This window comes from Streptomyces sp. NBC_01320 (assembly GCF_035974375.1).
GTDB lineage: Bacteria > Actinomycetota > Actinomycetes > Streptomycetales > Streptomycetaceae > Streptomyces > Streptomyces yanii.
The window spans coordinates 5,311,160-5,333,462 of the sequence record NZ_CP108390.1; the positions used below are offsets into that span (position 1 = coordinate 5,311,160).

21 protein-coding genes and 1 pseudogene are annotated in these 22,303 nt (G+C 69.4%); 12 read left to right on the plus strand and 10 right to left on the minus strand.

Going from position 1 to position 22,303, the window contains the following annotated elements; genetic code table 11:
• The first annotated feature begins 55 nt into the window (after window positions 1-55).
• Both OG395_RS23910 and OG395_RS23915 read left to right on the plus strand, forming a co-directional pair.
• Window positions 56-1,318: a nucleotide sugar dehydrogenase gene (locus OG395_RS23910; RefSeq protein ID WP_327244788.1), complete on the plus strand. Its 1,263-nt coding sequence runs from the start codon at window positions 56-58 to the stop codon at window positions 1,316-1,318.
• 80 nt (window positions 1,319-1,398) lie between these two features.
• Window positions 1,399-1,938 (plus strand): annotated as a pseudogene (locus OG395_RS23915) (hypothetical protein); the annotation flags it as partial.
• Between the two features lie 66 nt (window positions 1,939-2,004).
• On the opposite strand, the gene OG395_RS23920 reads toward OG395_RS23915, so the two are convergent.
• The 4 genes from OG395_RS23920 to OG395_RS23935 form a co-directional block, all read right to left on the minus strand.
• Window positions 2,005-3,129, minus strand: coding sequence for a GuaB3 family IMP dehydrogenase-related protein (locus OG395_RS23920; RefSeq protein WP_030914322.1), 1,125 nt, complete (start codon window positions 3,127-3,129; stop codon window positions 2,005-2,007).
• A gap of 104 nt (window positions 3,130-3,233) precedes the next feature.
• Window positions 3,234-4,736, minus strand: coding sequence for an IMP dehydrogenase (guaB, locus tag OG395_RS23925; protein WP_327244789.1), 1,503 nt, complete (start codon window positions 4,734-4,736; stop codon window positions 3,234-3,236).
• 139 nt (window positions 4,737-4,875) lie between these two features.
• On the minus strand, window positions 4,876-5,451 hold the full coding sequence (locus OG395_RS23930) for a sigma-70 family RNA polymerase sigma factor (RefSeq protein WP_030084428.1): 576 nt from the start codon (window positions 5,449-5,451) through the stop codon (window positions 4,876-4,878).
• Window positions 5,452-5,729: 278 nt separating this feature from the next.
• On the minus strand, window positions 5,730-6,341 hold the full coding sequence (locus OG395_RS23935) for a response regulator transcription factor (protein ID WP_003948568.1): 612 nt from the start codon (window positions 6,339-6,341) through the stop codon (window positions 5,730-5,732).
• Window positions 6,342-6,755: 414 nt separating this feature from the next.
• Between OG395_RS23935 and OG395_RS23940 the strand changes: the two genes are divergently transcribed.
• Window positions 6,756-7,088: a WhiB family transcriptional regulator gene (locus OG395_RS23940; RefSeq protein ID WP_266982485.1), complete on the plus strand. Its 333-nt coding sequence runs from the start codon at window positions 6,756-6,758 to the stop codon at window positions 7,086-7,088.
• Between the two features lie 85 nt (window positions 7,089-7,173).
• Here OG395_RS23940 and OG395_RS23945 read toward each other — a convergent pair whose 3' ends face one another.
• On the minus strand, window positions 7,174-8,064 hold the full coding sequence (locus tag OG395_RS23945; protein WP_327244790.1) for a LysR family transcriptional regulator: 891 nt from the start codon (window positions 8,062-8,064) through the stop codon (window positions 7,174-7,176).
• Window positions 8,065-8,190: 126 nt separating this feature from the next.
• Here OG395_RS23945 and OG395_RS23950 point away from each other — a divergent pair, with 126 nt between their 5' ends.
• Both OG395_RS23950 and OG395_RS23955 read left to right on the plus strand, forming a co-directional pair.
• On the plus strand, window positions 8,191-8,865 hold the full coding sequence (locus OG395_RS23950) for an MOSC domain-containing protein (protein ID WP_327244791.1): 675 nt from the start codon (window positions 8,191-8,193) through the stop codon (window positions 8,863-8,865).
• A 34-nt stretch (window positions 8,866-8,899) separates the two neighbouring features.
• A complete protein-coding gene (locus OG395_RS23955) occupies window positions 8,900-9,673 on the plus strand; it encodes an SDR family NAD(P)-dependent oxidoreductase (RefSeq protein ID WP_327244792.1) in 774 nt (257 codons plus the stop codon).
• Between the two features lie 21 nt (window positions 9,674-9,694).
• Here the strand turns inward: OG395_RS23955 and OG395_RS23960 are convergent, their stop codons facing one another.
• Window positions 9,695-11,224, minus strand: coding sequence for a right-handed parallel beta-helix repeat-containing protein (locus OG395_RS23960; RefSeq protein WP_327244793.1), 1,530 nt, complete (start codon window positions 11,222-11,224; stop codon window positions 9,695-9,697).
• A 166-nt stretch (window positions 11,225-11,390) separates the two neighbouring features.
• Here OG395_RS23960 and OG395_RS23965 point away from each other — a divergent pair, with 166 nt between their 5' ends.
• From OG395_RS23965 to OG395_RS23990, 6 genes are all read left to right on the plus strand, one after another.
• On the plus strand, window positions 11,391-12,476 hold the full coding sequence (locus tag OG395_RS23965) for a substrate-binding domain-containing protein (protein WP_327244794.1): 1,086 nt from the start codon (window positions 11,391-11,393) through the stop codon (window positions 12,474-12,476).
• 161 nt (window positions 12,477-12,637) lie between these two features.
• Window positions 12,638-13,966: an ABC transporter substrate-binding protein gene (locus tag OG395_RS23970; RefSeq protein WP_327244795.1), complete on the plus strand. Its 1,329-nt coding sequence runs from the start codon at window positions 12,638-12,640 to the stop codon at window positions 13,964-13,966.
• Complete coding sequence (locus OG395_RS23975) at window positions 13,966-14,859, plus strand: carbohydrate ABC transporter permease (protein WP_266982498.1); 894 nt, start codon at window positions 13,966-13,968, stop codon at window positions 14,857-14,859. Before OG395_RS23970 ends, OG395_RS23975 begins: the two co-directional genes overlap by 1 nt.
• Complete coding sequence (locus OG395_RS23980) at window positions 14,856-15,710, plus strand: carbohydrate ABC transporter permease (RefSeq protein WP_327244796.1); 855 nt, start codon at window positions 14,856-14,858, stop codon at window positions 15,708-15,710. The genes OG395_RS23975 and OG395_RS23980 overlap by 4 nt, the downstream gene beginning before the upstream one ends.
• A gap of 51 nt (window positions 15,711-15,761) precedes the next feature.
• Window positions 15,762-16,790: a hydroxyacid dehydrogenase gene (locus tag OG395_RS23985; protein WP_327244797.1), complete on the plus strand. Its 1,029-nt coding sequence runs from the start codon at window positions 15,762-15,764 to the stop codon at window positions 16,788-16,790.
• A 271-nt stretch (window positions 16,791-17,061) separates the two neighbouring features.
• Window positions 17,062-17,757: an ester cyclase gene (locus tag OG395_RS23990; protein ID WP_327244798.1), complete on the plus strand. Its 696-nt coding sequence runs from the start codon at window positions 17,062-17,064 to the stop codon at window positions 17,755-17,757.
• Between the two features lie 93 nt (window positions 17,758-17,850).
• Here OG395_RS23990 and groL read toward each other — a convergent pair whose 3' ends face one another.
• From groL to OG395_RS24010, 4 genes are all read right to left on the minus strand, one after another.
• On the minus strand, window positions 17,851-19,476 hold the full coding sequence (gene groL, locus OG395_RS23995) for a chaperonin GroEL (protein WP_327244799.1): 1,626 nt from the start codon (window positions 19,474-19,476) through the stop codon (window positions 17,851-17,853).
• Window positions 19,477-19,576: 100 nt separating this feature from the next.
• Window positions 19,577-19,885 (minus strand): co-chaperone GroES, encoded by a 309-nt coding sequence (gene groES, locus OG395_RS24000; RefSeq protein ID WP_190121666.1) that lies wholly within the window; start codon window positions 19,883-19,885, stop codon window positions 19,577-19,579.
• 206 nt (window positions 19,886-20,091) lie between these two features.
• Window positions 20,092-20,379 carry a hypothetical protein gene (locus OG395_RS24005; RefSeq protein ID WP_327244800.1) on the minus strand — a complete coding sequence of 96 codons (288 nt, stop codon included), beginning with the start codon at window positions 20,377-20,379 and terminating at the stop codon, window positions 20,092-20,094.
• A 116-nt stretch (window positions 20,380-20,495) separates the two neighbouring features.
• Window positions 20,496-20,855, minus strand: a complete 360-nt coding sequence (locus tag OG395_RS24010) for a hypothetical protein (protein WP_327244801.1) — start codon at window positions 20,853-20,855, stop codon at window positions 20,496-20,498.
• 217 nt (window positions 20,856-21,072) lie between these two features.
• Between OG395_RS24010 and OG395_RS24015 the strand changes: the two genes are divergently transcribed.
• Window positions 21,073-22,293, plus strand: coding sequence for a class I SAM-dependent methyltransferase (locus OG395_RS24015; protein ID WP_327244802.1), 1,221 nt, complete (start codon window positions 21,073-21,075; stop codon window positions 22,291-22,293).
• Window positions 22,294-22,303: the final 10 nt, after the last annotated feature.

Consider the following 22,303-nt stretch of genomic DNA (forward strand, 5'->3'; position numbering starts at 1 on the left):
TCCCCAGCGGTTGCGCTTTCTGCTCTCATGGTCTTAGGGAAGGACGGCCACTTCTATGCCCGCAGACCTCGCCGTCATCGGACTCGGTCACCTCGGCCTGCCTCTCGCCCAAGCCGCCGTCGCCGCCGGTATCCACACCGTCGGCTACGACACCGACCCACGCCCGTTCGCCGAGCTCTCCGCCGGCCGCACCCCCGTCGAAGGCTCCCTCACGGCCTCGGAGATCCGCCGGATGCTCTCGGGGGGCTTCCGGCCCACCACCGACCCGGCCGAGCTGGGCCGGGTCCGTACCGCCGTGATCTGCGCGCCCACCCCTCTCGGCGCCGACCGCACCATCGACCTCACCGCCGTCGCCGACGCCACCCGCGCCCTCGCCACCGGACTCCGCCCGCACACCACGGTCCTGCTGGAATCGGCCGTGCCCCCCGGCACCACCGAGAGTTTCGTGCGCCCCCTCCTCGAAGAGGGCTCAGGACTGCGCGCCGGACGCGACTTCCACCTCGCCTGCTCCCCCAGCCGTCTCGACCCGGGCAACCGCGCCCACGTCTACGCCAACACCCCCAAGGTCATCGGCGGCCTCACCCCCGCCTGCACCGAGTCGGCCGCCACGTTCTACGGCCGGCTGACCGACAAGGTCGTACGCGCCCGCGGGCCGCGCGAGGCCGAGATGACGAAGGTTCTGGAGACCAACTTCCGGCACGTCAACATCGCCCTGGTGAACGAGATGGCGGTGCTCTGCCACGACCTCGGTGTCGACCTCTGGGACGTCATCCGGTGCGCCGAGACCAAGCCGTTCGGCTTCGAGCCGTTCCGCCCGGGCCCCGGCGTCGGAGGCCACTGCGCCCCGGTCGACCCGGGCTACCTCCCGTACAACAGCCGCACCCCCGGCCACCCGCTGCGGATGGTCTCGCTCGCCCAGGAGATCAACGACCGGATGCCGAGTTACGTGATCCAGCGCTGCGCCACCCTGCTCAACGAACACGGCAAGTCCGTCCGCGGCGCCAGGGTCCTGCTCCTCGGCGTCACCTACAAGCCGGACCTCGCCGACCAGGAGGCGTCCCCCGCCCGGGAGATCGCGACGCGGCTGATGGACATGGGCGCGCAGATCGGCTACCACGACCCGCACGTCCTGGACTGGCGGGTACGCGAACTGCCCGTCCCGCGCGCGGACTCGCTGTACGAGGCGGCGGCGAGCGCGGACCTGACGCTGTTGCTGCAACACCACCGTACGTACGACCTCCAAGGCCTCGCCGTGAAGGCCCAACTCCTTCTGGACACCCGCGGTGCCACCCCGGCCGGAGCCGCACACCGGTTGTGAGCGCAGTTCCCCCGAGGATTTCGGTGGGCGATGTCACAGGCGGCTGCTAGCCTGCGGCGTCACTTCTCGCACACTCGTGCGGCAACCCGTTCGCGGGCCAGCAGCCGGGGCAGCCCGGTCAGCCCGGCGTCGCGACCGGCAATCCGTTCGCCGGGCAGCAGCCGGGCCAGCCCGGCCAGTTCGGCGGCGCACCGTTCGCACCGGCCCCGGCGCCCGCGCGCAACAACGTCGGACTCGGCCTGCTCGCCGGCGTCGTCGCAGCCGTCGTGGCCGCGGCCGTCTACGGCGCGATCATCGGCGCCACGAAGCACGAGATCGGTTACGCGGCCGTGGGTGTCGGCTTCCTCGTCGGCCTTGCGGCCGGCAAGGTCGGCGGCCGCAACCCCGGACTGCCGGTCCTCCGCGCCGTGATCGCCCTGGTCTCCGTCTACTTCGGCCAGCTGCTCGGCGAGGCGATGATCGCCGCGAAGGAGCTCCCGGTCACCGTCTCCGAGCCGTTCTTCGACCACTTCGGCCTCCTGAACGAGGCCTGGAAGGCCGACGCCGACCCGCTCACCTTCGTCTTCATCGCGATCGCCGCGTTCGCCGCGTTCTCCGGGGCCAAGAAGGCCGCGGACTGATCCGGCTCATACGGAAGGGCCCGGACCGCTTCCGCGGTCCGGGCCCTTCCGTATGTCCGTCACCGATCAGCGGCGGTGCTGCGAGTCCGCCACCGTCACCTCGACGCGCTGGAACTCCTTGAGGTCGCTGTATCCCGTCGTCGCCATCGCCCGGCGCAGCGCACCGAAGATGTTCATCGAACCGTCGGGGGTGTGCGAGGGGCCGGTGAGGACCTCCTCCGTCGTGCCGACGGAGCCCAGGTCGACCAGCTTGCCGCGCGGCACGTCCTCGTGGACGGCCTCCATGCCCCAGTGCCGGCCGCGGCCGGGCGCGTCCGTCGCGCGGGCCAGCGGGGAGCCCATCATCACGGCGTCCGCACCGCAGGCGATGGCCTTCGGCAGGTCGCCGGACCAGCCGACGCCGCCGTCCGCGATCACGTGCACGTACCGGCCGCCGGACTCGTCCATGTAGTCGCGGCGGGCCCCGGCCACATCGGCGACCGCGGTCGCCATCGGGACCTGGATGCCGAAGACGTTGCGCGTGGTGTGCGCGGCGCCGCCGCCGAAGCCGACGAGGACACCGGCCGCACCGGTCCGCATCAGGTGCAGCGCCGCGGTGTACGTGGCGCAGCCGCCGACGATGACCGGGACGTCCAGCTCGTAGATGAACTGCTTGAGGTTGAGCGGCTCGGCCGCGCCCGAGACGTGCTCGGCGGAGACCGTCGTACCGCGGATGACGAAGATGTCCACACCCGCGTCGACGACGGCCTTGGAGAACTGCGCGGTGCGCTGCGGCGAGAGCGCGGCGGCGGTGACGACACCGGAGTCGCGCACCTCCTTGATGCGCTGCCCGATCAGCTCCTCCTGGATCGGAGCCGCGTAGATCTCCTGGAGGCGGCGGGTCGCCGACTCCACGGGCATCTCGGCGATCTCGTCGAGGAGCGGCTGCGGGTCGGCGTGCCGGGTCCACAGGCCCTCGAGGTTGAGGACGCCGAGACCGCCCAGCTCGCCGATCCTGATCGCGGTCTGCGGGGAGACCACGGAGTCCATGGGTGCGGCCAGGAACGGCAGCTCGAACCGGTAGGCGTCGATCTGCCAGGCGATCGAGACCTCCTTCGGGTCGCGGGTGCGACGACTCGGAACGACGGCGATGTCGTCGAATGCGTACGCCCTGCGGCCGCGCTTGCCGCGCCCGATCTCGATCTCAGTCACGATGATGTGGCCTTTCCCTCTACGTCTGCGTTCCCAGTATCCCCGACACACGGCTGAGGGGCGGTCCCGGTACGCCCGGACCGCCCCTCACCTGTGGTGATGCGTTACTTCCTGCTGTAGTTCGGCGCCTCGACCGTCATCTGGATGTCGTGCGGGTGGCTCTCCTTGAGCCCCGCGGACGTGATGCGGACGAAGCGGCCCTTGGTCTCCATCTCGTCGATGGAGGCGGCGCCCACATAGCCCATCGTCTGGCGAAGGCCGCCGACGAGCTGGTGCAGCACGTTGGCCAGCGGGCCGCGGTAGGGCACCTGGCCCTCGATGCCCTCGGGCACGAGCTTGTCGTCCGAGGCCACGTCGGCCTGGAAGTAGCGGTCCTTGGAGTACGAGCGGCCCTGCCCGCGGGACTGCATCGCCCCGAGGGAACCCATGCCGCGGTACGACTTGAACTGCTTGCCGTTGATGAAGAGGAGCTCGCCGGGAGACTCCTCGCAGCCCGCGAGGAGGCTACCCAGCATGACCGTGTCGGCACCGGCGGCGAGCGCCTTGCCGATGTCGCCGGAGTACTGCAGACCGCCGTCGCCGATGACCGGGACGCCGGCCGCGCGGGCGGCGAGGGCGGCCTCGTAGATCGCGGTGACCTGCGGGACGCCGATACCGGCGACCACCCGCGTGGTGCAGATGGAGCCGGGGCCCACGCCGACCTTGACGCCGTCGACACCGGCGTCGATCAGGGCCTGCGCGCCGTCACGCGTCGCGACGTTGCCGCCGATGACGTCGATGCCGACACTGGACTTGATCTTCGCCATCCAGTTCAGCGCGTTGCTGTTGTGTCCGTGCGAGGTGTCGACGATGAGGAAGTCCACACCCGCCCCGGCCAGGGCCTGCGCGCGCTCCAGGGCCTCGGGGCTGGCGCCGACGGCCGCGCCGACGAGGAGGCGGCCCTCGGCGTCCTTGGCCGCGTTCGGGTACTGCTCGGCCTTCACGAAGTCCTTGACCGTGATGAGGCCCTTGAGGACACCCGCGTCGTCGACCAGCGGAAGCTTCTCGATCTTGTGGCGGCGCAGCAGTTCCATGGCGTCGACGCCGGAGATGCCGACCTTGCCGGTCACGAGCGGCATCGGCGTCATGACCTCGCGCACCTGGCGGCTGCGGTCGGACTCGAACGCCATGTCGCGGTTGGTGACGATGCCGAGCAGCTTGCCCGCCGGGTCGGTCACCGGGACGCCGCTGATACGGAACTTGGCACACAGCGCGTCGGCCTCGGCCAGCGTCGCGTCCGGGTGCACGGTGATCGGGTCGGTCACCATGCCGGACTCGGAGCGCTTCACGAGGTCGACCTGGTTGACCTGGTCCTCGATCGACAGGTTGCGGTGCAGCACACCGACGCCACCCTGCCGCGCCATGGCGATGGCCATTCGGGACTCGGTGACCTTGTCCATCGCCGCGGAGAGCAGCGGAATGTTCACGCGTACGTTTCGCGAGATGCGGGACGAGATGTCGACTGCGTTGGGCAGCACTTCGGATGCGCCGGGCAGCAGCAGCACGTCGTCGTATGTCAGCCCGAGCGTCGCGAATTTCTCGGGCACTCCGTCGACGTTTGCAGTCATGACACCTTCCCCAAATGGCCTTGATCGGTGCGGATGTCCATGCTAACGGCCTCCGGGGGTGTCTCATTCCACGATCAAGATCACCTAGAGGTTCTGTAGCTTCGTACGGAACCTGCGTACGAGGAAATCCGACGCCGCTCTACTGCTCGGCGAGGGCGCGCAGCCTGCTCAGTGCGCGGTGCTGGGCAACCCGGACCGCGCCCGGCGACATGCCGAGCATCTGTCCGGTCTCCTCGGCGGTCAGACCGACCGCGACCCGGAGAACCAGCAGCTCACGCTGGTTCTCCGGGAGGTTGGCGAGGAGCTTCTTGGCCCAGGCCGCGTCACTGCTGAGCAGCGCACGCTCCTCGGGCCCGAGCGAATCGTCCGGCCGCTCCGGCATCTCGTCGGAGGGCACGGCCGTCGACCCCGGGTGCCGCATCGCGGCCCGCTGGAGATCGGCGACCTTGTGGCCGGCGATGGCGAAGACAAAAGCTTCGAAGGGTCTGCCGGTGTCCTTGTAGCGCGGCAACGCCATCAGCACCGCGACACAGACCTCCTGCGCCAGGTCCTCCACGAAGTGGCGAGCATCACCGGGCAACCGGTTCAGCCGGGACCTGCAGTAGCGCAGCGCGAGGGGGTGGACATGGGCCAGCAGATCATGAGTGGCCTGGGCGTCGCCGTCGACGGCACGGTGCACCAGAGCACCGATCACCGTCGTCTCGTCGTCGCGCATCGGACCATGGTGCCTCGACGCCGCTTCATCCGCGGCACCGCGTCCGTAGTTGTGCACCGAAGCGTTATGAGCGGGTGCGCCGGAAGTCATGTCCTGCGCCCTCCCCTTCCGCTCGACCGAATCGTTCCCGAGGAACTCCACATCTCAAGGATGCGTCATCGGCCGGGAAGCGTCACATACCGAGGCAGCCGAGCAGCCGATGGCGTCCTGCCGCCCCCGTCACCCCGTCCGCCGAAGTGCGGACGGGGAAGCGGCCGGCTACCGGTCATGGCAGGTCATCAGCGGACCAGGCCCCAGCGGAAGCCGAGCGCGACGGCGTGCGCCCGGTCCGAGGCGCCGAGTTTCTTGAACAGCCGTCTGGCGTGCGTCTTCACGGTGTCCTCGGAGAGGAAGAGCTCGCGCCCGATCTCCGCGTTGGAACGGCCATGGCTCATCCCTTCGAGCACCTGGATCTCACGCGCAGTGAGCGTGGGCGCCGCACCCATCTCGGCGGACCGCAGCCGACGCGGGGCGAGCCGCCACGTCGGATCGGCCAGCGCCTGGGTGACGGTCGCCCGCAGCTCCGCGCGGGAGGCGTCCTTGTGCAGATATCCGCGGGCACCGGCGGCGACCGCGAGCGCGACACCGTCCAGGTCCTCCGCGACGGTCAGCATGATGATCCGGGCCCCGGGGTCGGCGGAGAGCAGCCGCCGGACCGTCTCCACACCCCCCAGACCGGGCATGCGTACGTCCATCAGAATCAGATCCGAACGATCGGCTCCCCAGCGGCGGAGAACTTCCTCGCCGTTGGCCGCCGTCGTCACACGCTCGACGCCGGGCACGGTCGCGACCGCGCGACGGAGCGCTTCTCGGGCAAGCGGGGAGTCGTCGCAGACGAGGACGGATGTCATGACCGTCCTCCGCAGCTGATGCGCGTCACCTTGAGCCTCCAGGCTGGTACAAGTCGTCACCTGTGCGGTTGACGCTCTCGGACATCTGCCCGATCGCTTTTTCTGCCAACCGCCTCCGCACTCTCAACGATGGTCACTCGAAAGAGTTACGGGTCCGCGGGGCGGGTTCGGCACTCTACGTGAGGGACCGTGCACAGAGGAGAGCGGCGCGGCTCGTCAAGCCGTCAACCGAACTTTCACTTCAACGTATGCCCCATTTAGTCGGTTTTCTTCCCTTTTGCTAGTGTCTGTGGCTAGATTCGCAATCAGTCATATTTACATCTACTAGCACCGTAGATGTACGGTCATGGGCGCCGGTCCAACGACGAACGCCAACGACGTTTCCTACCCATCATGGTTTCGAGGGGACAAGCAATGGCAGATTTCTCCCGCCTTCCCGGACCCAACGCCGATCTGTGGGACTGGCAGCTGCTGGCGGCCTGCCGTGGGGTCGACAGCTCGCTGTTCTTCCATCCGGAGGGTGAGCGCGGAGCGGCACGGAGCGCCCGCGAGAACTCGGCGAAAGAGGTCTGTATGCGATGCCCGGTACGCGCCGAGTGCGCAGCGCACGCCCTGGCGGTGCGGGAGCCCTACGGGGTGTGGGGCGGACTGACCGAGGACGAGCGCGAGGAGCTCATGGGACGGGCCCGCAACCGACTGATCGCGGCAGCACCTCCGGGGATGGCCGCCCCGTCCGGGCACACCTGATCCTTACGCACTCCGCACGACAACAGAAGAAACGTTCCTGCACCGCATGTCCGCGGGGCGGGCCAGTGGCATGCGCGGCCCCGGCCTAGCGGACGGCAGCCAGGGACAGCTGATCCAGGGTGGCCGCCACGGCGGGGACGTGGGCCAGGTCGGGAAGAGTCAGTGCGACGATCTCGCGTTCGATCGCCGGCTCCACCGTCACGGTGCGGGCCCCCTTGGGGCGCACCGACTCGATCGCCAGCGCCGGCAGCACGGCCACTCCGAGACCGGCGCCGACCAGACCGACCACCGCGGGGTAGTCATCGGTGGCGAAGTCGATCCGGGGGATGAAGCCGGACTCCTCGCAGACCTCCACCAGCTGCCGTCGGCAGCGCGGGCAGCCCGCGATCCAGGACTCGTCGGCCAGTTCACCGATCCCCACCACGTCCGCACCGGCCAGCCGGTGCCCGTCGGGAACCAGGCCGATCAGCCGGTCGGTGAGCAATGGGCGCACGACCAGGTCCTCCCACTCGCCACCCGAGGCGCCGTAGCGGAACGCCAGCGCGATGTCGCAGTCACCCTCCCTGAGCATCTCGACCGAGCGCGGCGGCTCCGCCTCGACCAGGGAGACCCTCGTCCCCGGGTGGGCGGCGCGCAGGGCGGCCAGGGCCCCGGGAACCAGAGTGGAGCTGCCACTGGGGAACGAGACGAGCCGGACCCGGCCCGCCCGCAGCCCGGCGATCGCGGCGACCTCCTCCTCGGCGGCGGTCAGCCCGGCGAGGATGCCGGACGCGTGACGTACCAGCGCCTCACCCGCCTGGGTGAGCCGCATCTCGCGGCCTGTGCGGATCAGCAGCGTGGTGCCGGCCGAGGATTCCAGGGCCTTCATCTGCTGGCTGACCGCGGGCTGGGTGCAGCCCAGTTCGCGCGCGGCGGCGGAGAACGAGCCGGTGGCGGCCACGGCGCGCAGGACACGGAGATGACGGGCTTCGATCACCCTTCAACCATAAGGGCAGCTTGGGTGGGATGCGAATTATTCGCATGCATCTTTGAGGGTGGGGTCGTCAGTGCCCCACCGGGCGGGCTCTGCCCCGTCGCACCGTCCAGCACTAGCGTTCGCTGCATGGAACTGCTGACTGTGAATGCGGGACGGCCCGAGGCCGTCGACTACACCGACGCCGCCGGCGGCGTGACAGGGATCGGCAAGCAGCCGGCCGCCGGCCCGGTGCGGGTCACCGACCCCGGGCCCAAGGGCACCGGCGGCAGTGGGGTGGCCGGGGACGCGGTGTGCGATCTGCGCCATCACGGCGGCTCGGACCAGGCCGTGTACGCCGTCGCACGTGAGGATCTCGACGCCTGGGAGCGTTCGCTCGGCCGCCCGCTGGCCAACGGCGCGTTCGGCGAGAACCTGACGACCGCCGGACTGGACGTGAGCGGCGCGAGGATCGGCGAACGCTGGCGGATCGGACCCGATCTGGTCCTGGAGGTGACGTCGGGTCGCATTCCGTGCCGCACGTTCGCCGGTCACCTCGGAGAGAAGCGCTGGGTCAAGCGGTTCACCGAGGCGGCCGCTCCGGGCGCCTACCTGCGGGTGATCGAGCCGGGCGAGATCCGCGCCGGGGACCCGGTCGAGATCGTGCACCGGCCGGACCACGACATCACCGTACGGATGCAGTTCCTGGCGGCGACGGTGCGACGGGACCTGCTGCCGGAGCTGCTCACGGCCCGGGACGCACTGCATCCCGAGACGCTGCGCACCGCCCTGAAGTACGTGGAGGCGCAGGCACCGGGCGAGTGATCAGTGCGACGTGCGGGGCACTAACGTGCCGCGTATGACGACTGCATTGATTACGGGTGCGACCGCGGGAATCGGGGCCGCCTTCGCGCGGCGTCTCGCGGCCGACGGGCACAATCTGGTGCTGGTGGCGCGCAGCACCGAGCGACTCCGGGAACAGGCCACCGAACTGCACGACCGGCACGGCATCGAGGCCGAGGTACTGACCGCCGACCTCTCCGAGGACGACGGGATCGCCTCGGTCGAGGCGCGGCTGACGGACCGCCGGCAGCCCGTCGATCTGCTGATCAACAATGCCGGGTTCGGCAACAAGGGCCGCTATCTGGATGTGTCGATGGCGGACGAGCTGACGATGCTGAAGGTGCACTGCGAGGCGGTGCTGCGGCTGACCTCGGCTGCCGCGTCGGGGATGAAGGAACGCGGGCGGGGCGGGGTGGTCAATGTGGCCTCGGTGGCGGCGTTCGTACCGCGCGGGACGTACGGCGCGTCCAAGGCGTGGGTCGTTCAGTTCACCCAGGGCGCGGCGAAGGACCTGGCCGGTTCGGGGGTGCGGCTGATGGCGCTGTGCCCCGGCTTCGTACGGACCGAGTTCCATGAGCGCGCCGGGATGGGAACCGACAACATTCCGGGCTGGATGTGGCTCGACGCGGACAAACTGGTCGCCTCGGCGCTGGCGGATCTGACGCGCGGGAAGTCGGTGTCGATCCCCGACGCGCGGTACAAGGCGCTGATGGGGCTGGTGAAGGTGACGCCGCGCGGCCTGCTCGGAGGGGTCACCTCCAAGACAGGCCGCAAGTACGGTCCGCAGTAGGGCGGTCGGACGGTGTGCGGATTACTTGACGCCGCGGCCCGCGTACGCGCCGATGTTGGGGGTGCCGGGCTTCAGCTCGTTGCCGAACCAGTCCTTGCCGCCGTTGTTCTCGATGACGGCTCCGGCGGCCAGGGCGGGCGAGCCCTCGCCGAGCCGGAAGTCGTCCCGCAGCTTCGGGTCCTCGGTGATGCCGCCGGGGTTGGGGCGGGCCATCTCGATGCCGTGGAACGCGTTGTGGTCGAAGGAGAGCCCGGGGGTCGGGTTCTTGAACGCGTAGCCGCCGGTGCCCTCGCTCACGAAGATGTTGTTACGGATGGACAGTTCGTGCTGGGTGGTGGCGGGGCTTCCAGCGTCGTCCTGGACGAGGTAGCCGGGCACCTTCTCCTTGTTGTGGAAGGTGTTGTTGTAGATCTGCGTGTCGAGGATCGGGCCCCAGCAGTTCTGGATGAGGCGCGCGCCGTCGTTCCGGCTGACGTTGTAGCGGGCGACCGTGCCGATGGTCTTGGCGCCGCTGTACGGACAGATCAGCAGGAAGCCACCGGTGTTGTCGTGGCTGTAGTTGTACTGGAAGACGGTGTTCTGCGAGGCGCCGTCGGCGTCGAACGACATGCCGTCGTGGGTGTTTCCGCCGCCCGAGACCTCGTTGTACTCGATGGTCGTGTCGTCGGTGTTGAAGGTCCAGATACCGGCGTTGGCGGAGGGCGAGCGGAGCTGGAAGCCGTCGACCCTGTTGTGGTCGACGCGGGCGCCGCTGGTGGTGTCGAGCTTCATGCCGTCACCCGCGAGGGACTTCAGCGTGTTGTGGTGGATCCGCACGCCGGTACTGGGCGTCCACTCCCCCGGGTAGACGTTCGGGTCCTGCTGCTGGCCGACCAGATCGCGCTTGGAGAACGTCGACTTGAAGTAGATGCCCTCACGGTCGACGTCCTCGATGCGGTTGTGGCTGATGTCGAGACCGTCGTACGCACTGGGCTTCGCCTTCCCCTCGACCGCGATCTGGATCGCGCTGGAGCCGGAGACCGTCTTGTAGTCGCCTCCGCGCACATCGTGGATGTACAGGCCGGAGAGCTTGAAGCCGCGGGCGGTGCCGTAGTCGGTCAGGCGCAGCCGGACCCCGTTCCGCTCGCTGCCGGGGGCGGCGGCGTTGGTGATCTCCAGGTCGCCCAGGTGCACGTACTGCGTGTTGGAGAGCAGGACGACGTCGTGGGCGCCCGCGCCGTCGAGCTTCGCGCGGGCCTCGCCGCTGCCGTAGTCGGCAATGGTGAAGGGCGCGCGGGCGGAGCCTTCACCCTGCGGGGCGAGGGTGCCGGTGCAGGTGGTGCCCCGCTTGAAGAGCAGCCGGTCGCCGGGGCCGTAGGTGGGGACGCCCGCCTCGGCCAGGGTGGTCCACGGATGCGCCTTGCTGCCGGTGGCACCGGCCGGGTCGGCCGAGCAGTCGACATGGAAGGTGCGGCCGATGGGCGCGGCCTGCGCGGCTGCCTGGCCCGCGACGGTCACACCGGCGGCAGCAGTCAGGGCCGCGAGCGCTGCGGCGGTGACGCGATGTCTCACAATTCCTCCGTACGAACAGTCAGGGTCGAGTCGGCATCGCCGGAATCCTGGACTCGGATTGATCGAACGTCAATGGATTACGTTTGAATGATCGAAACTGCCATCGTTCGATCACGCTGGTCTAGGGTCGATCCCGAGGTCGGATCACTGCGAGGGGACTGCTGCCGTGCGCGAAACCGCTGCTGAACGTCATGACCGGCTGCTGGGGCTGGTACGGGAACGGGGCTCGGCCCGGGTCTCCGATCTCGCCTCCCAGCTGGGCGTCTCGCCCGTCACGGTGCGTCGGGACGTGGAGGAGCTGGCGGGCCGGGGCCTGCTGGACCGGGTGCACGGCTCGGTCTCCTGGCCGCAGGACCGCGCGGCCCCCGGGGCCGCCTCCGGCGCGGGCAGCGGCCTGGTCCTCGGCATGCTCGCACCCTCGGCGACGTACTACTTCGCCGAGGTCATCCGCGGGGCGCACGAGGCGGCGGCCCGGGCCGGGGCCCGGCTGATCCTGCGGATCTCGGACTACCGGCCCGAGGAGGACCACGCGCGCACCGAGGGGCTGCTCTCGGCGGGCGCGGAGGGCCTGCTGATCGCGCCCGGCTGGCAGCACCCCGGCGACCCGGCGGCATTCGGCGACTGGATCGCCTCGCTGCCCGTGCCCACGGTTCTGCTGGAGCGCCGGCCCGCCGCGGGCTCGCGGCTGGACGGCCTGGACCGGGTCTGCTCGGACCATGCCCACGGGGTACTGCTCGCCGTGCGCCACCTGGTGGAACTGGGGCACGGGGCCCCGCTGCTGATGGCCCGCGCCGACTCCCCGACAGCGATCGCGGTGCGGTCCGGATACGCGGAGGCACTGGCCGTGCTGGGGCTGCGGGCACCGCAGGACGTGATCGATTCCGTACCGGCGGAGCTGGCCCCCGACGCCTTCGAGGCGGCGGTGCAGGCGCTGCGCGAGGCGGTCGTCTCGGGGGTGGCCACGGCGGCGCTGATCCACAACGACGTGGACGCGATCCAGGTGGTGCAGCGCCTGGCCGAGCTGGGTGTGCGGGTGCCGGACGACCTGGCGCTGATCGCGTACGACGACGAGGTGGCCGCGCTCGCCGACACACCGCTGACGGCGGTGGCGCCGCCCAAGCGCGATGTGGGCCGGCATGCCACCGAGCTGCTGGTGGAACGGCTGGGCGAGGGCGCGGGCGCGCCGCGGCGCCATCTGACGCTGCTGCCGCAGCTGCGCGTCCGCGACTCGTGTGGTTCGCCCCTCCCGTAACCCGTCCCCCGCGGCCCCTCCCGCAGCTCCCGCAGCCCGCTTCCGTACGTAACTTATTTGATCTTTTTTCGATCAATCAATCTTTCGCTCTTGACTTCGGTCACGACTGGTTCAAGGATCACGGCCAACGCCAATGTCGTCGCCTGTTCAGGAGCCTCGCTGTGAGCCGCAGTTCGAGCAGAACGTCCCTTGCCCTCGTCGGCGCCGCCACCGCCCTCGCCGTCCTCACGGCCTGCGGCGGCAGCGGCGACGACAGCGCCGCCCCCGGAAGCGACGGCAAGCCCGTCAGCATCACCTTCTGGGGCTGGGCCAAGGGGTCCAAGGAGGTCGTTGACGCGTTCAACGCCTCGCACAAGAACATCAAGGTCGTGTACGAGGAGATCCCGTCCGGCAACGCGGGCGGCTACGCCAAGATCTCCAACGCGGTGAAGGCGGGCAACGCCCCCGACCTGGTGTCCATCGAGTACCCGCAGCTTCCGGAGTACGTCAGTCAGGGCGCGCTCCAGGACATAGGCCAGTACTTCACCGAGGACATCAGGAAGAAGCTGCTGCCGCAGGCGGTGGAGCTGACGACGCTCGGCGGCAAGAACTGGGCCGTCCCCTTCGACGCCTCGCCGCAGTCCTTCTACTACCGCAAGGACCTGTTCCAGAAGTACGGCGTCGAGGTCCCCACCACCTGGGACGAGTTCCGCAAGGCGGCCGAGAAGATCAAGAAGGCCGACAAGAAGGCCCGCATCGGCACGTTCTTCCCCGACGACCCGACCACGTTCCAGGCTATGGCCTGGCAGGCCGGCGCACAGTGGTTCAAGGCCGATGGCGACACCTGGAAGGTCGACACGACCGACGCGGCCACCACCAAGGTCGCCGACTACTGGCAGGGTCTGCTCGACGACGACCTGATCCGCGCCAACGCCTCGTTCAGCCCCGAGTGGACCAACTCCCTGAAGAACGGCGGCACCGTCGGCTATCTCGGCGCCGCCTGGGGCGCGGGCGTACTCAAGGGCACCCTGCCCGAGCAGAGCGGCAAGTGGGCGGTCGCCCCGATGCCCAGCTGGGACGGCAAGCCGGCCAGCGGCATGCTCGGCGGCTCCACCTTCGCGGTGACGAAGACCAGCAAGAAGGCGAAGGCCGCGGTCGAATTCGCCACCTGGATGTCGACCACCGAGGACGGCATCAAGGCCCGGATCGAGTCCGGCACGTCGAGCGCCTTCCCGGCCGCGGCCGAGCTGCGTCCGGTGGCGAAGAAGGCCTTCGACGCGGACTTCTACGGCGGCGAGGACATCTACCAGGTGTTCGAGGACGCTGCGGCGTCCATCGGCCCCGACTGGACCTGGGGTCCGACGACCGGCACGACGAACACCACCATCAAGGACCAGTTCGGCAAGGTCGCGGCCGGTGGCACGACGATCGCCGACGCGGTCAAGGCGGGCCATGACGCCACGGTCGCCGAGCTGAAGAAGCGCGGTCTGAAGGTCGAGGACGCAGGCTGATGAACCGCGCCCGGACGACCAGAGCCGCCGCCATCCTGCTGGGGCCCTTCTTCGTACTGTTCACGTTGGCGATGGTGGTGCCGATCGGATACGCGGTCTGGCTCAGCCTGTTCACCGAGAAACAGTCCGGTCTGGGCTTCGGCGGCACCGAGACCGTCTTCAGCGGACTCGACAACTACGCGGCGGCGCTGGGTGACCGGGCATTCCGCGAGGGCTTCGGCGTACTCCTCGGATACTGCCTCTTCTACATTCCGCTGCTGCTCATCGGGGCCCTCGCCCTCGCCCTGCTGCTGGACTCCACGCTGGCCCGCGCCCGCCGGTTCTTCCAGCTCGCGCTCTTCCTGCCGCATGCCGTGCCGGGCATCATCGCCGCGCTGATCTGGGTGTACCTCTACACGCCGCAGCTCAGCCCGGTCATCAGCGCCATGGAGTCCGGCGGCATCGGCTTCGACTTCTTCTCCCCCGAAGGCGCCCTCCCGTCCGTCGTCAACATCGCCCTGTGGGAATGGCTCGGCTACAACATGGTGATCTTCTACGCGGCGCTGCAGGCCATCGACCGCTCCGTGCTCGAAGCGGCCACGGTCGACGGGGCGGGCGCCTGGCGCATCGCGCTGAGCATCAAGGTGCCGCTGATCCGCGCCTCCGTCGTGATGGTCGCCCTGTTCACGGTCATCGGCTCGCTGCAGCTGTTCACCGAACCGCTGATCCTCAACAAGGGCACCGGATCCGCCGTCTCCTCCACCTGGACGCCGAACATGTACGCGTACACCGCGGCCTTCGAACGCAACGACTACGGCCTCGCGGCCGCGGCCTCCATCCTGCTGGCCCTCACCGCCGCGCTGCTGTCCTTCGTCGTCACCCGCTTCACCGGTCGGAAGGGCAGGAAGGCATGAACTCCTCAGCTCCTAAGAGCCGTTGGATGTCCAGGACGGCGGTCAACGGCTTCCTGGTCCTCGCGGTCGTCTACATGCTCTTCCCTCTCGTCTGGCTGGTCACCGCCGCCACCAAGGACACCGGCGGTCTGCTCGCGGGCAACGCGTTCTCCTTCGACGGCTTCAACCTCGGCGAGAACCTGTCGAACCTCGCCTCCTACGGCGACGGCATCTACTTCCGCTGGTACCTGAACAGCCTCTTCTACGCGGGCGGCGGCGCGGTCGTCTGTTCGCTGATCTGTGTCGCCGCGGGGTACGCCTTCGACAAGTACGAATTCCGGGGTAAGGAGAAGCTGTTCGGCCTGGTACTGATGGGCGTGCTGGTCCCGACCACCGCGCTCGCCCTGCCGATGTATCTCCTGGCGTCCAGGACCGGTCTCGTCAACACCTACTGGTCGGTGCTGATCCCGGTCCTCGTCAACCCGTTCGGTGTCTATCTCGCCCGGGTGTTCTCCACCGGCTACATCCCGAACGAGGCGCTGGAGGCCGCCCGTATCGACGGAGCCGGCGAGCTGCGCGTCTTCTGGTCGATCGGACTGCGCATGGTCATGCCGGGCTTCGTGACCGTCTTCCTCTTCCAGTTCACCGCGATCTGGAACAACTTCTTCCTCCCCCTCGTGATGCTGTCGGACCGCAAGCTGTTCCCGCTGAGCCTCGGTCTGTACTCCTGGAACACCAACACCCACGGCGAGCCGAGCTTCTATCCGCTCGTCGTCACCGGATCCCTCCTCGCCGTGATCCCCCTGATCGTCGCCTTCGTCTCCCTGCAGCGGCACTGGAAGGCGGGTCTGACCGCCGGAAGCGTCAAGTGACCGTCGCCCGCCCCTTGAGCCGAGCGCCCTTTGAGGAGTCCGAGTTCCACCATGCCCCACGCCACTGACAACCGGCCGAAAGCCCTGCTGGCGATGGGCCCCGGCATCGCCGACCGGCTCCTCGCCGACCGCCACCGCACACGACTGGCCACCCTCACCCGTACGGATCCCCGCTTCGTCGCCCACGACCTGGCCGACCCGACACCGGAGACGGCCGCCGCGCTCGCCGAGGCCGAGGTGCTGTTGACCTGCTGGGGTGCGACACCGCTGACCGCCGAGGTGCTGGACGGCGCACCGCGGCTGCGGGCCGTGGTGCACGCGGCCGGTTCCGTGAAGCACCACATCACGGACGCCTGCTGGGAACGCGGGATCGCCGTCACCTCGGCGGCCGGTGCCAATGCGCTGCCCGTCGCCGAGTTCACCCTTGCCGCGATCCTTTTCGCGGGCAAGCGGGTGCTGCAGACCGCACAGCGTTACGCCGCCCTGCGCACCGACCACGACTGGCTCCAGGAGCTCGCCGGCTCCGGCAACTACCGCCGCACCGTCGGCATCATCGGAGCATCCCGCATCGGCCGACGGGTGATCGAGCTGCTGCACCCCTTCGACCTGGACGTCCTGCTGTACGACCCCTACGTCGACGCGGCGGAGGAGGCCCGGCTGGGCGTACGGCTCGCGGCGCTGGACGAGCTGTGCGCACACAGCTCCGTCGTCTCCGTGCATGCGCCGCAGCTGCCGGAGACGCACCATCTGATCGGCGCGGCGCAACTGGCGGCGATGGCGACGGGCACGACGCTGATCAACACGGCTCGCGGGTCGCTGATCGACGAGGACGCCTTGCTTGCGGAGCTGCGGAGCGGGCGGCTGCACGCGGTGCTGGATGTGACGGATCCCGAACTTCCGCCCGCGCTCTCGCCGTTGTACGAGCTGCCGAATGTATTGCTCACTCCGCACATCGCGGGCTCGCAGGGCGATGAGCTGCACCGGATGGCCGACCAGGCACTCGACGAGATGGAGCGGTTCGCGTCCGGCCTGCCCTTCGCGGACCCGGTGCACGCCGGAAGCCTGCAGCACTCGGCCTGAGCCCCGAACGTCGAAAGCCCTCTGACTCACTAAGAGTGCCCGGCAGTAGGCAGCGCGGGTGAAGGAGCGGGGCTGGGGTGCGTGCATCGCAAGGCGGAGGATTGAGCCGACGCGAAGGGGGTCCCCCCATGCCCCTTCAGGGCTATGGGGGAGTTGGTGATCGACGACAACGCCGCGAGGTGCGTGCCCCAGCCCCGCGACGCCGCGAAGCCTACTGACGGGCACTCTAAACTGGAAGGATCCCATCCAAACTGCAGGACCGGGAGACGCCATGAGATTCGTACAAGTAATCGACTGCAAGACGGAGCGGTTCGACGACATGGACCGCCTCATGGACGAATGGGTCGACCGGACCAAGGGCACCCGGACGGCCACGCACAGCCTCATCGGCAAGGACCGCTCCGACGGGTCCCACTACGTCGAGATCGTCGAATTCGCTTCGTACGAAGATGCGATGGCGAACTCGAAGCTGCCGGAGACCGACCAGATCTTCCAGGAGATGGTGGCGCTCTGCGACGGGATGCCCACCTTCACCGACCTCGATGTGGTCCGTGACGAACAGTTGAACCAGACACTGTCGCGCCGGTTCTTCCACGAGATCGCCGTCGGGGGCAATCTCGAAGCCATCGACGAGGTGTTCGCGCCCGACTACATCGACCACGACGTCGCGAAGGAACAGGACACGGTGATCGGGTCCGACTCCCTGAAGAACGACGTGATCGGATGGCGTGCGGCCTTCGACTTCACCCTCAGCCTGGACCGTCAGGTCTGCGAGGGTGACGACGTCGTGACGCTGTGGACCTGGACCGGCACCCACGAGGGCGACTTCATGGGGATCGCCCCCACGGGCAGGCAGTGCACCATGACGGGCACCACGATCTTCCGGTTCAAGGACGGCAGGATCCAGGAAGGCTGGTGGCACGAGGACCTCCTCGGCCTGATGCGCCAGCTCGGCGCACTCGACTGATCCAACGGCAAAGGACAGCCGAAGGCCCCCGTTCCCATCGCTGAACAGCGGGAACGGGGGCCTTGTGCGGCGGTGAGCCGAGGTGGCAGCTCGTCAGTGCGAGTGACCGTGGCCGCCGTGACCGGCTTCGGCCTCTTCCTCGGCCGGCTTCTCGACGACCAGGGTCTCGGTCGTCAGCAGCAGCGACGCGATGGACGCGGCGTTCTCCAGCGCGGAGCGGGTGACCTTGACCGGGTCGATGACGCCGGCCTTCACCAGGTCGCCGTACTCGCCGGTCGCGGCGTTGAAGCCCTGGCCCTTGTCGAGCTCGGCGACCTTCGAGGTGATGACGTAACCCTCGAGGCCGGCGTTCTCGGCGATCCAGCGCAGCGGCTCGACCGCGGCGCGGCGGACGACCGCGACACCGGTGGCCTCGTCGCCGGTCTTGTCGAGGTTGCCCTCGAGGACCTTGACGGCGTGGACCAGAGCGGAGCCACCACCGGAGACGATGCCCTCCTCGACCGCGGCGCGGGTCGCGGAGATGGCGTCCTCCAGACGGTGCTTCTTCTCCTTGAGCTCCACCTCGGTGGCGGCACCGACACGGATCACGCACACGCCGCCGGCCAGCTTCGCGAGGCGCTCCTGGAGCTTCTCGCGGTCCCAGTCGGAGTCGGTGGCGTCGATCTCGGCCTTGATCTGGTTGACCCGGCCCTTGACGTCGCCGGGCTCGCCGCCGCCGTCCACGATGGTCGTGTCGTCCTTGGAGACGGTGACACGGCGGGCGGTGCCCAGCACGTCCAGACCGGCCTGGTCGAGCTTGAGGCCGACCTCCTCGGCGATGACGGTCGCACCGGTGAGAGTGGCGATGTCGCCGAGCATGGCCTTGCGGCGGTCACCGAAGCCCGGGGCCTTCACCGCGACGGCGTTGAAGGTGCCACGGATCTTGTTGACGACCAGGGTCGACAGGGCCTCGCCCTCGACGTCCTCGGCGATGATCAGCAGCGGCTTGGAGCCACCGGCCTGGATGACCTTCTCCAGCAGCGGGAGCAGCTCCTGGATCGAGCCGATCTTGCCCTGGTGGATCAGGATGTACGGGTCGTCGAGGACGGCCTCCATACGCTCCTGGTCGGTCACCATGTACGGGGACAGGTAACCCTTGTCGAAGGCCATGCCCTCGGTGAACTCGAGGTCCAGACCGAAGGTGTTGGACTCCTCGACGGTGATGACACCGTCCTTGCCGACCTTGTCCATCGCGTCCGCGATGAGCTCGCCGACCTGCGAGTCCTGCGCGGAGAGCGCGGCCACGGCGGCGATGTCGGACTTGTCGTCGATCGGGCGGGCGGTCGCGAGGAGCTCCTCGGACACAGCCTTGACCGCGGCGTCGATGCCCTTCTTCAGGGCGGCCGGGGAAGCACCCGCGGCAACGTTGCGCAGGCCCTCGCGGACGAGCGCCTGGGCGAGCACGGTGGCGGTGGTGGTGCCGTCACCCGCTACGTCGTTGGTCTTGGTCGCCACCTCCTTCACCAGCTGGGCACCGAGGTTCTCGTACGGGTCGTCGAGCTCGACCTCGCGCGCGATGGTGACACCGTCGTTGGTGATGGTGGGAGCGCCGAACTTCTTGTCGATGACGACGTTGCGGCCCTTGGGGCCGATCGTCACCTTGACCGTGTCGGCAAGCTTGTTGACGCCGCGCTCAAGGGCGCGACGGGCGTCCTCGTCGAACTTCAGAATCTTCGCCATGGGAGCTGAACTGTCCTCTCGAACGAACTGCGCCCCTGACCGCCCGGCTTGTTATCTCGCAGGGGACCAGGGGCGCAGAACGGAAGCAAACGTGTGTGAATTACTTCTCGATGATCGCGAGCACGTCGCGAGCCGAGAGGACGAGGTACTCCTCGCCGTTGTACTTCACCTCGGTGCCGCCGTACTTGCTGTACAGCACGACGTCACCGGTCTTGACGTCGAGCGGCAGGCGCTCGCCGTTCTCGAAGCGACCCGGGCCCACGGCCAGGACGACGCCCTCCTGGGGCTTCTCCTTGGCGGTGTCCGGGATGACCAGGCCAGAGGCCGTGGTCTGCTCGGCGTCGAGCGGCTGGACCACAATGCGGTCCTCAAGCGGCTTGATGGCAACCTTGGAGCTGGTGGTCGTCACGATCCGGCCTCCCCCTTCGGAGATCTCGGGGTTAACTGCGGGGTTAACTGTCTGGGGTGGCGATCAGGTGGGTCCGTCGTCGCGGGTGCCGGACCTGCCGGTCGCACAGTACTGCTGGCACTCTCCAGCGGGGAGTGCCAGAGCTGACACTATGACCGCGATTAGCACTCGGTCAAGCGGAGTGCCAATTCAGTCCGGTCGTGGCGTCACCGCACCGGACTGTCCCGATGGGTCGACGTACGGGGAACGCAGGGACGGACCGCACCGTTCCGTACGACGGCGTGGGAGATGCCGGACGTCGCGCCCCCGCGTCGGCGCCGGCTGTCGGGGCAGGTCTCGGCATCGCTCCGGTTCCGCCCCTGGTGGCTCCTCCGGGCGGCGGTCTGCGCGACCGTCACGTTCCGGACGGCCGGGGCGGGCCGGGCCGCCTCCTGCGCCGACCCGCCCGAACCACCGCCGATGAACCGGGCCGTGATCGCATTCGGGGTGCTCACCCCGGTGGTCGTCGCGATCGGCGTCGCACCGCTGCGCGCGAACCGGCCCCGGGCCCGGTCCAGGCCTTCGCCGCGATCGCACCGTGCCTCGTGACGGTGCGGACCGGGCTCGTCGACTACCACCGCTCGCACCCCGTACCGGTACCCGCTCCGCCGGACGGTCCCGGCCGGTCCGGCCACCAGCGCCTCAGCGGCGAGGACAACCCCGTGGGCCCGGTCTCCGGCAGCAGACCCGGCCGGCCGCAGGAGCCGACGACCGTCGACCCCCCGGCCCCGTGATCGTCCCGCACACCCGCCCGCCGCTCCGACTCCGCCCCCGACTCCGGTCCCGGCGTCCGGTGCGGCCGGCTCACCTTCTGCGCGGCCTTCCGGCCCAGCCGTTCGATCGGGTCGACCGACTGCGCGCACCCCGCGGTGGCGGTCAGGAGCGCACCGGTTACCAGCAGTCCGGCGAGCAGCCGGTGCGCCCTCCTCATCCGTAGTCCTCCAGCCGGGCCACGGCGTCTCCCTTGCCCGTGATGGCCCTCATGACGGCCCGCGCCGCAGCGGGGCCGACCCATGGCCCTGCGCGGTTAAATCTTCCTTTTGTCGTACAAGCTGCATGGTTTCGCATACTGCCAGTGGCTGCTCGGCCACTGGCGCCGACACCTCCGCCGGGCCCGCGCGGTCCCCCGGCTGGCTCACAATGGGCCGGTGAACGCCTTCGATCCGACCGACCCGCTCGCCGCCTTCACGGCCCTGCGCACGCCCGAGGGCCAGGCACTCCTCGCCGAGCTGCGGGCGTACGACCCCTCCCAGGAGCTCGCCACCGCGACCCGGCTGCGCCGCAGCCATCCGGCCCCGCTGGTGTCGGCGGCGCTGGGGCAGGCACGGCTGCGGCAGCGGGCGGTGGCGAAGTTCGGCGCCGAGGACGCGTACCGGATGTTCTTCACCCCGAACGGCGTCGAGCAGGCGACCCGCACCTCGGTCGCCACCCACCGGGCCCGGCGCTTCGCCGAAGCGGGCGTACGCAGCATCGCCGACCTCTGCTGCGGGATCGGCGGCGACGCCCTCGCCCTCGCCCGCGCGGGCATCTCCGTCCTCGCCGTGGACCGCGACCCGCTGACCGCCGAGGTGGCCCGCGCCAATGCCGCCGCACTCGGTCTCGACACCCTGATCGAGGTGCGCTGCGCCGATGTCACCGAGGTCGACACGTCCGCGTACGACGCGGTCTTCGTCGACCCGGCCCGGCGCGGCGGACGCGGCAGGATCTTCGACCCCGAGGCGTACTCGCCGCCGCTCTCCTGGGCGACCGCCGCCGCGCTGACGGCCCCCCGAGCCGCACTGAAGATCGCCCCCGGCATCCCGCACGAGGCGATCCCCGCGCAGGCGGAGGCGGAGTGGATCTCGGACACCGGCGATGTGAAGGAGGCGGTGCTCTGGTTCGGCGAAGGGTTCGCCCCGGGCTCGTACCGCGCCACACTGCTCCCGGCGGGCGCGACCCTGTCGGCCCCGGCCGCGCTGCCCGCCCCGCCCGTCGGGCCGGTGGGCCGCTATCTGTACGAGCCGGACGGCGCCGTCATCCGCGCCCATCTGGTCGCCGACGTCGTGGAGCGGTCGGGTGGCCGGCTGGTCGACGAGACGATCGCGTACGTCACGAGCGACGAGCCGTACGACTCCCCCTACGCCTCCGCGTACGAGATCACCGACCAACTGCCCTTCAACATGAAGAAGCTGAAGGCGTTGCTGCGGGAGCGGAAGGTCGGCGTCCTGACCGTCAAGAAGCGGGGCTCGGCCGTCGAACCGGAGGAGCTGCGCCGGAAGATGAAGCTCCAGGGCCCGAACGCGGCGACCGTGTTCCTGACCCGGGTCGCCGGGGCACCGACCATGCTGATCGGCCACCCCGTGCGGCCCGACACACGTGAGAGCTCCTGATGCCGTGACC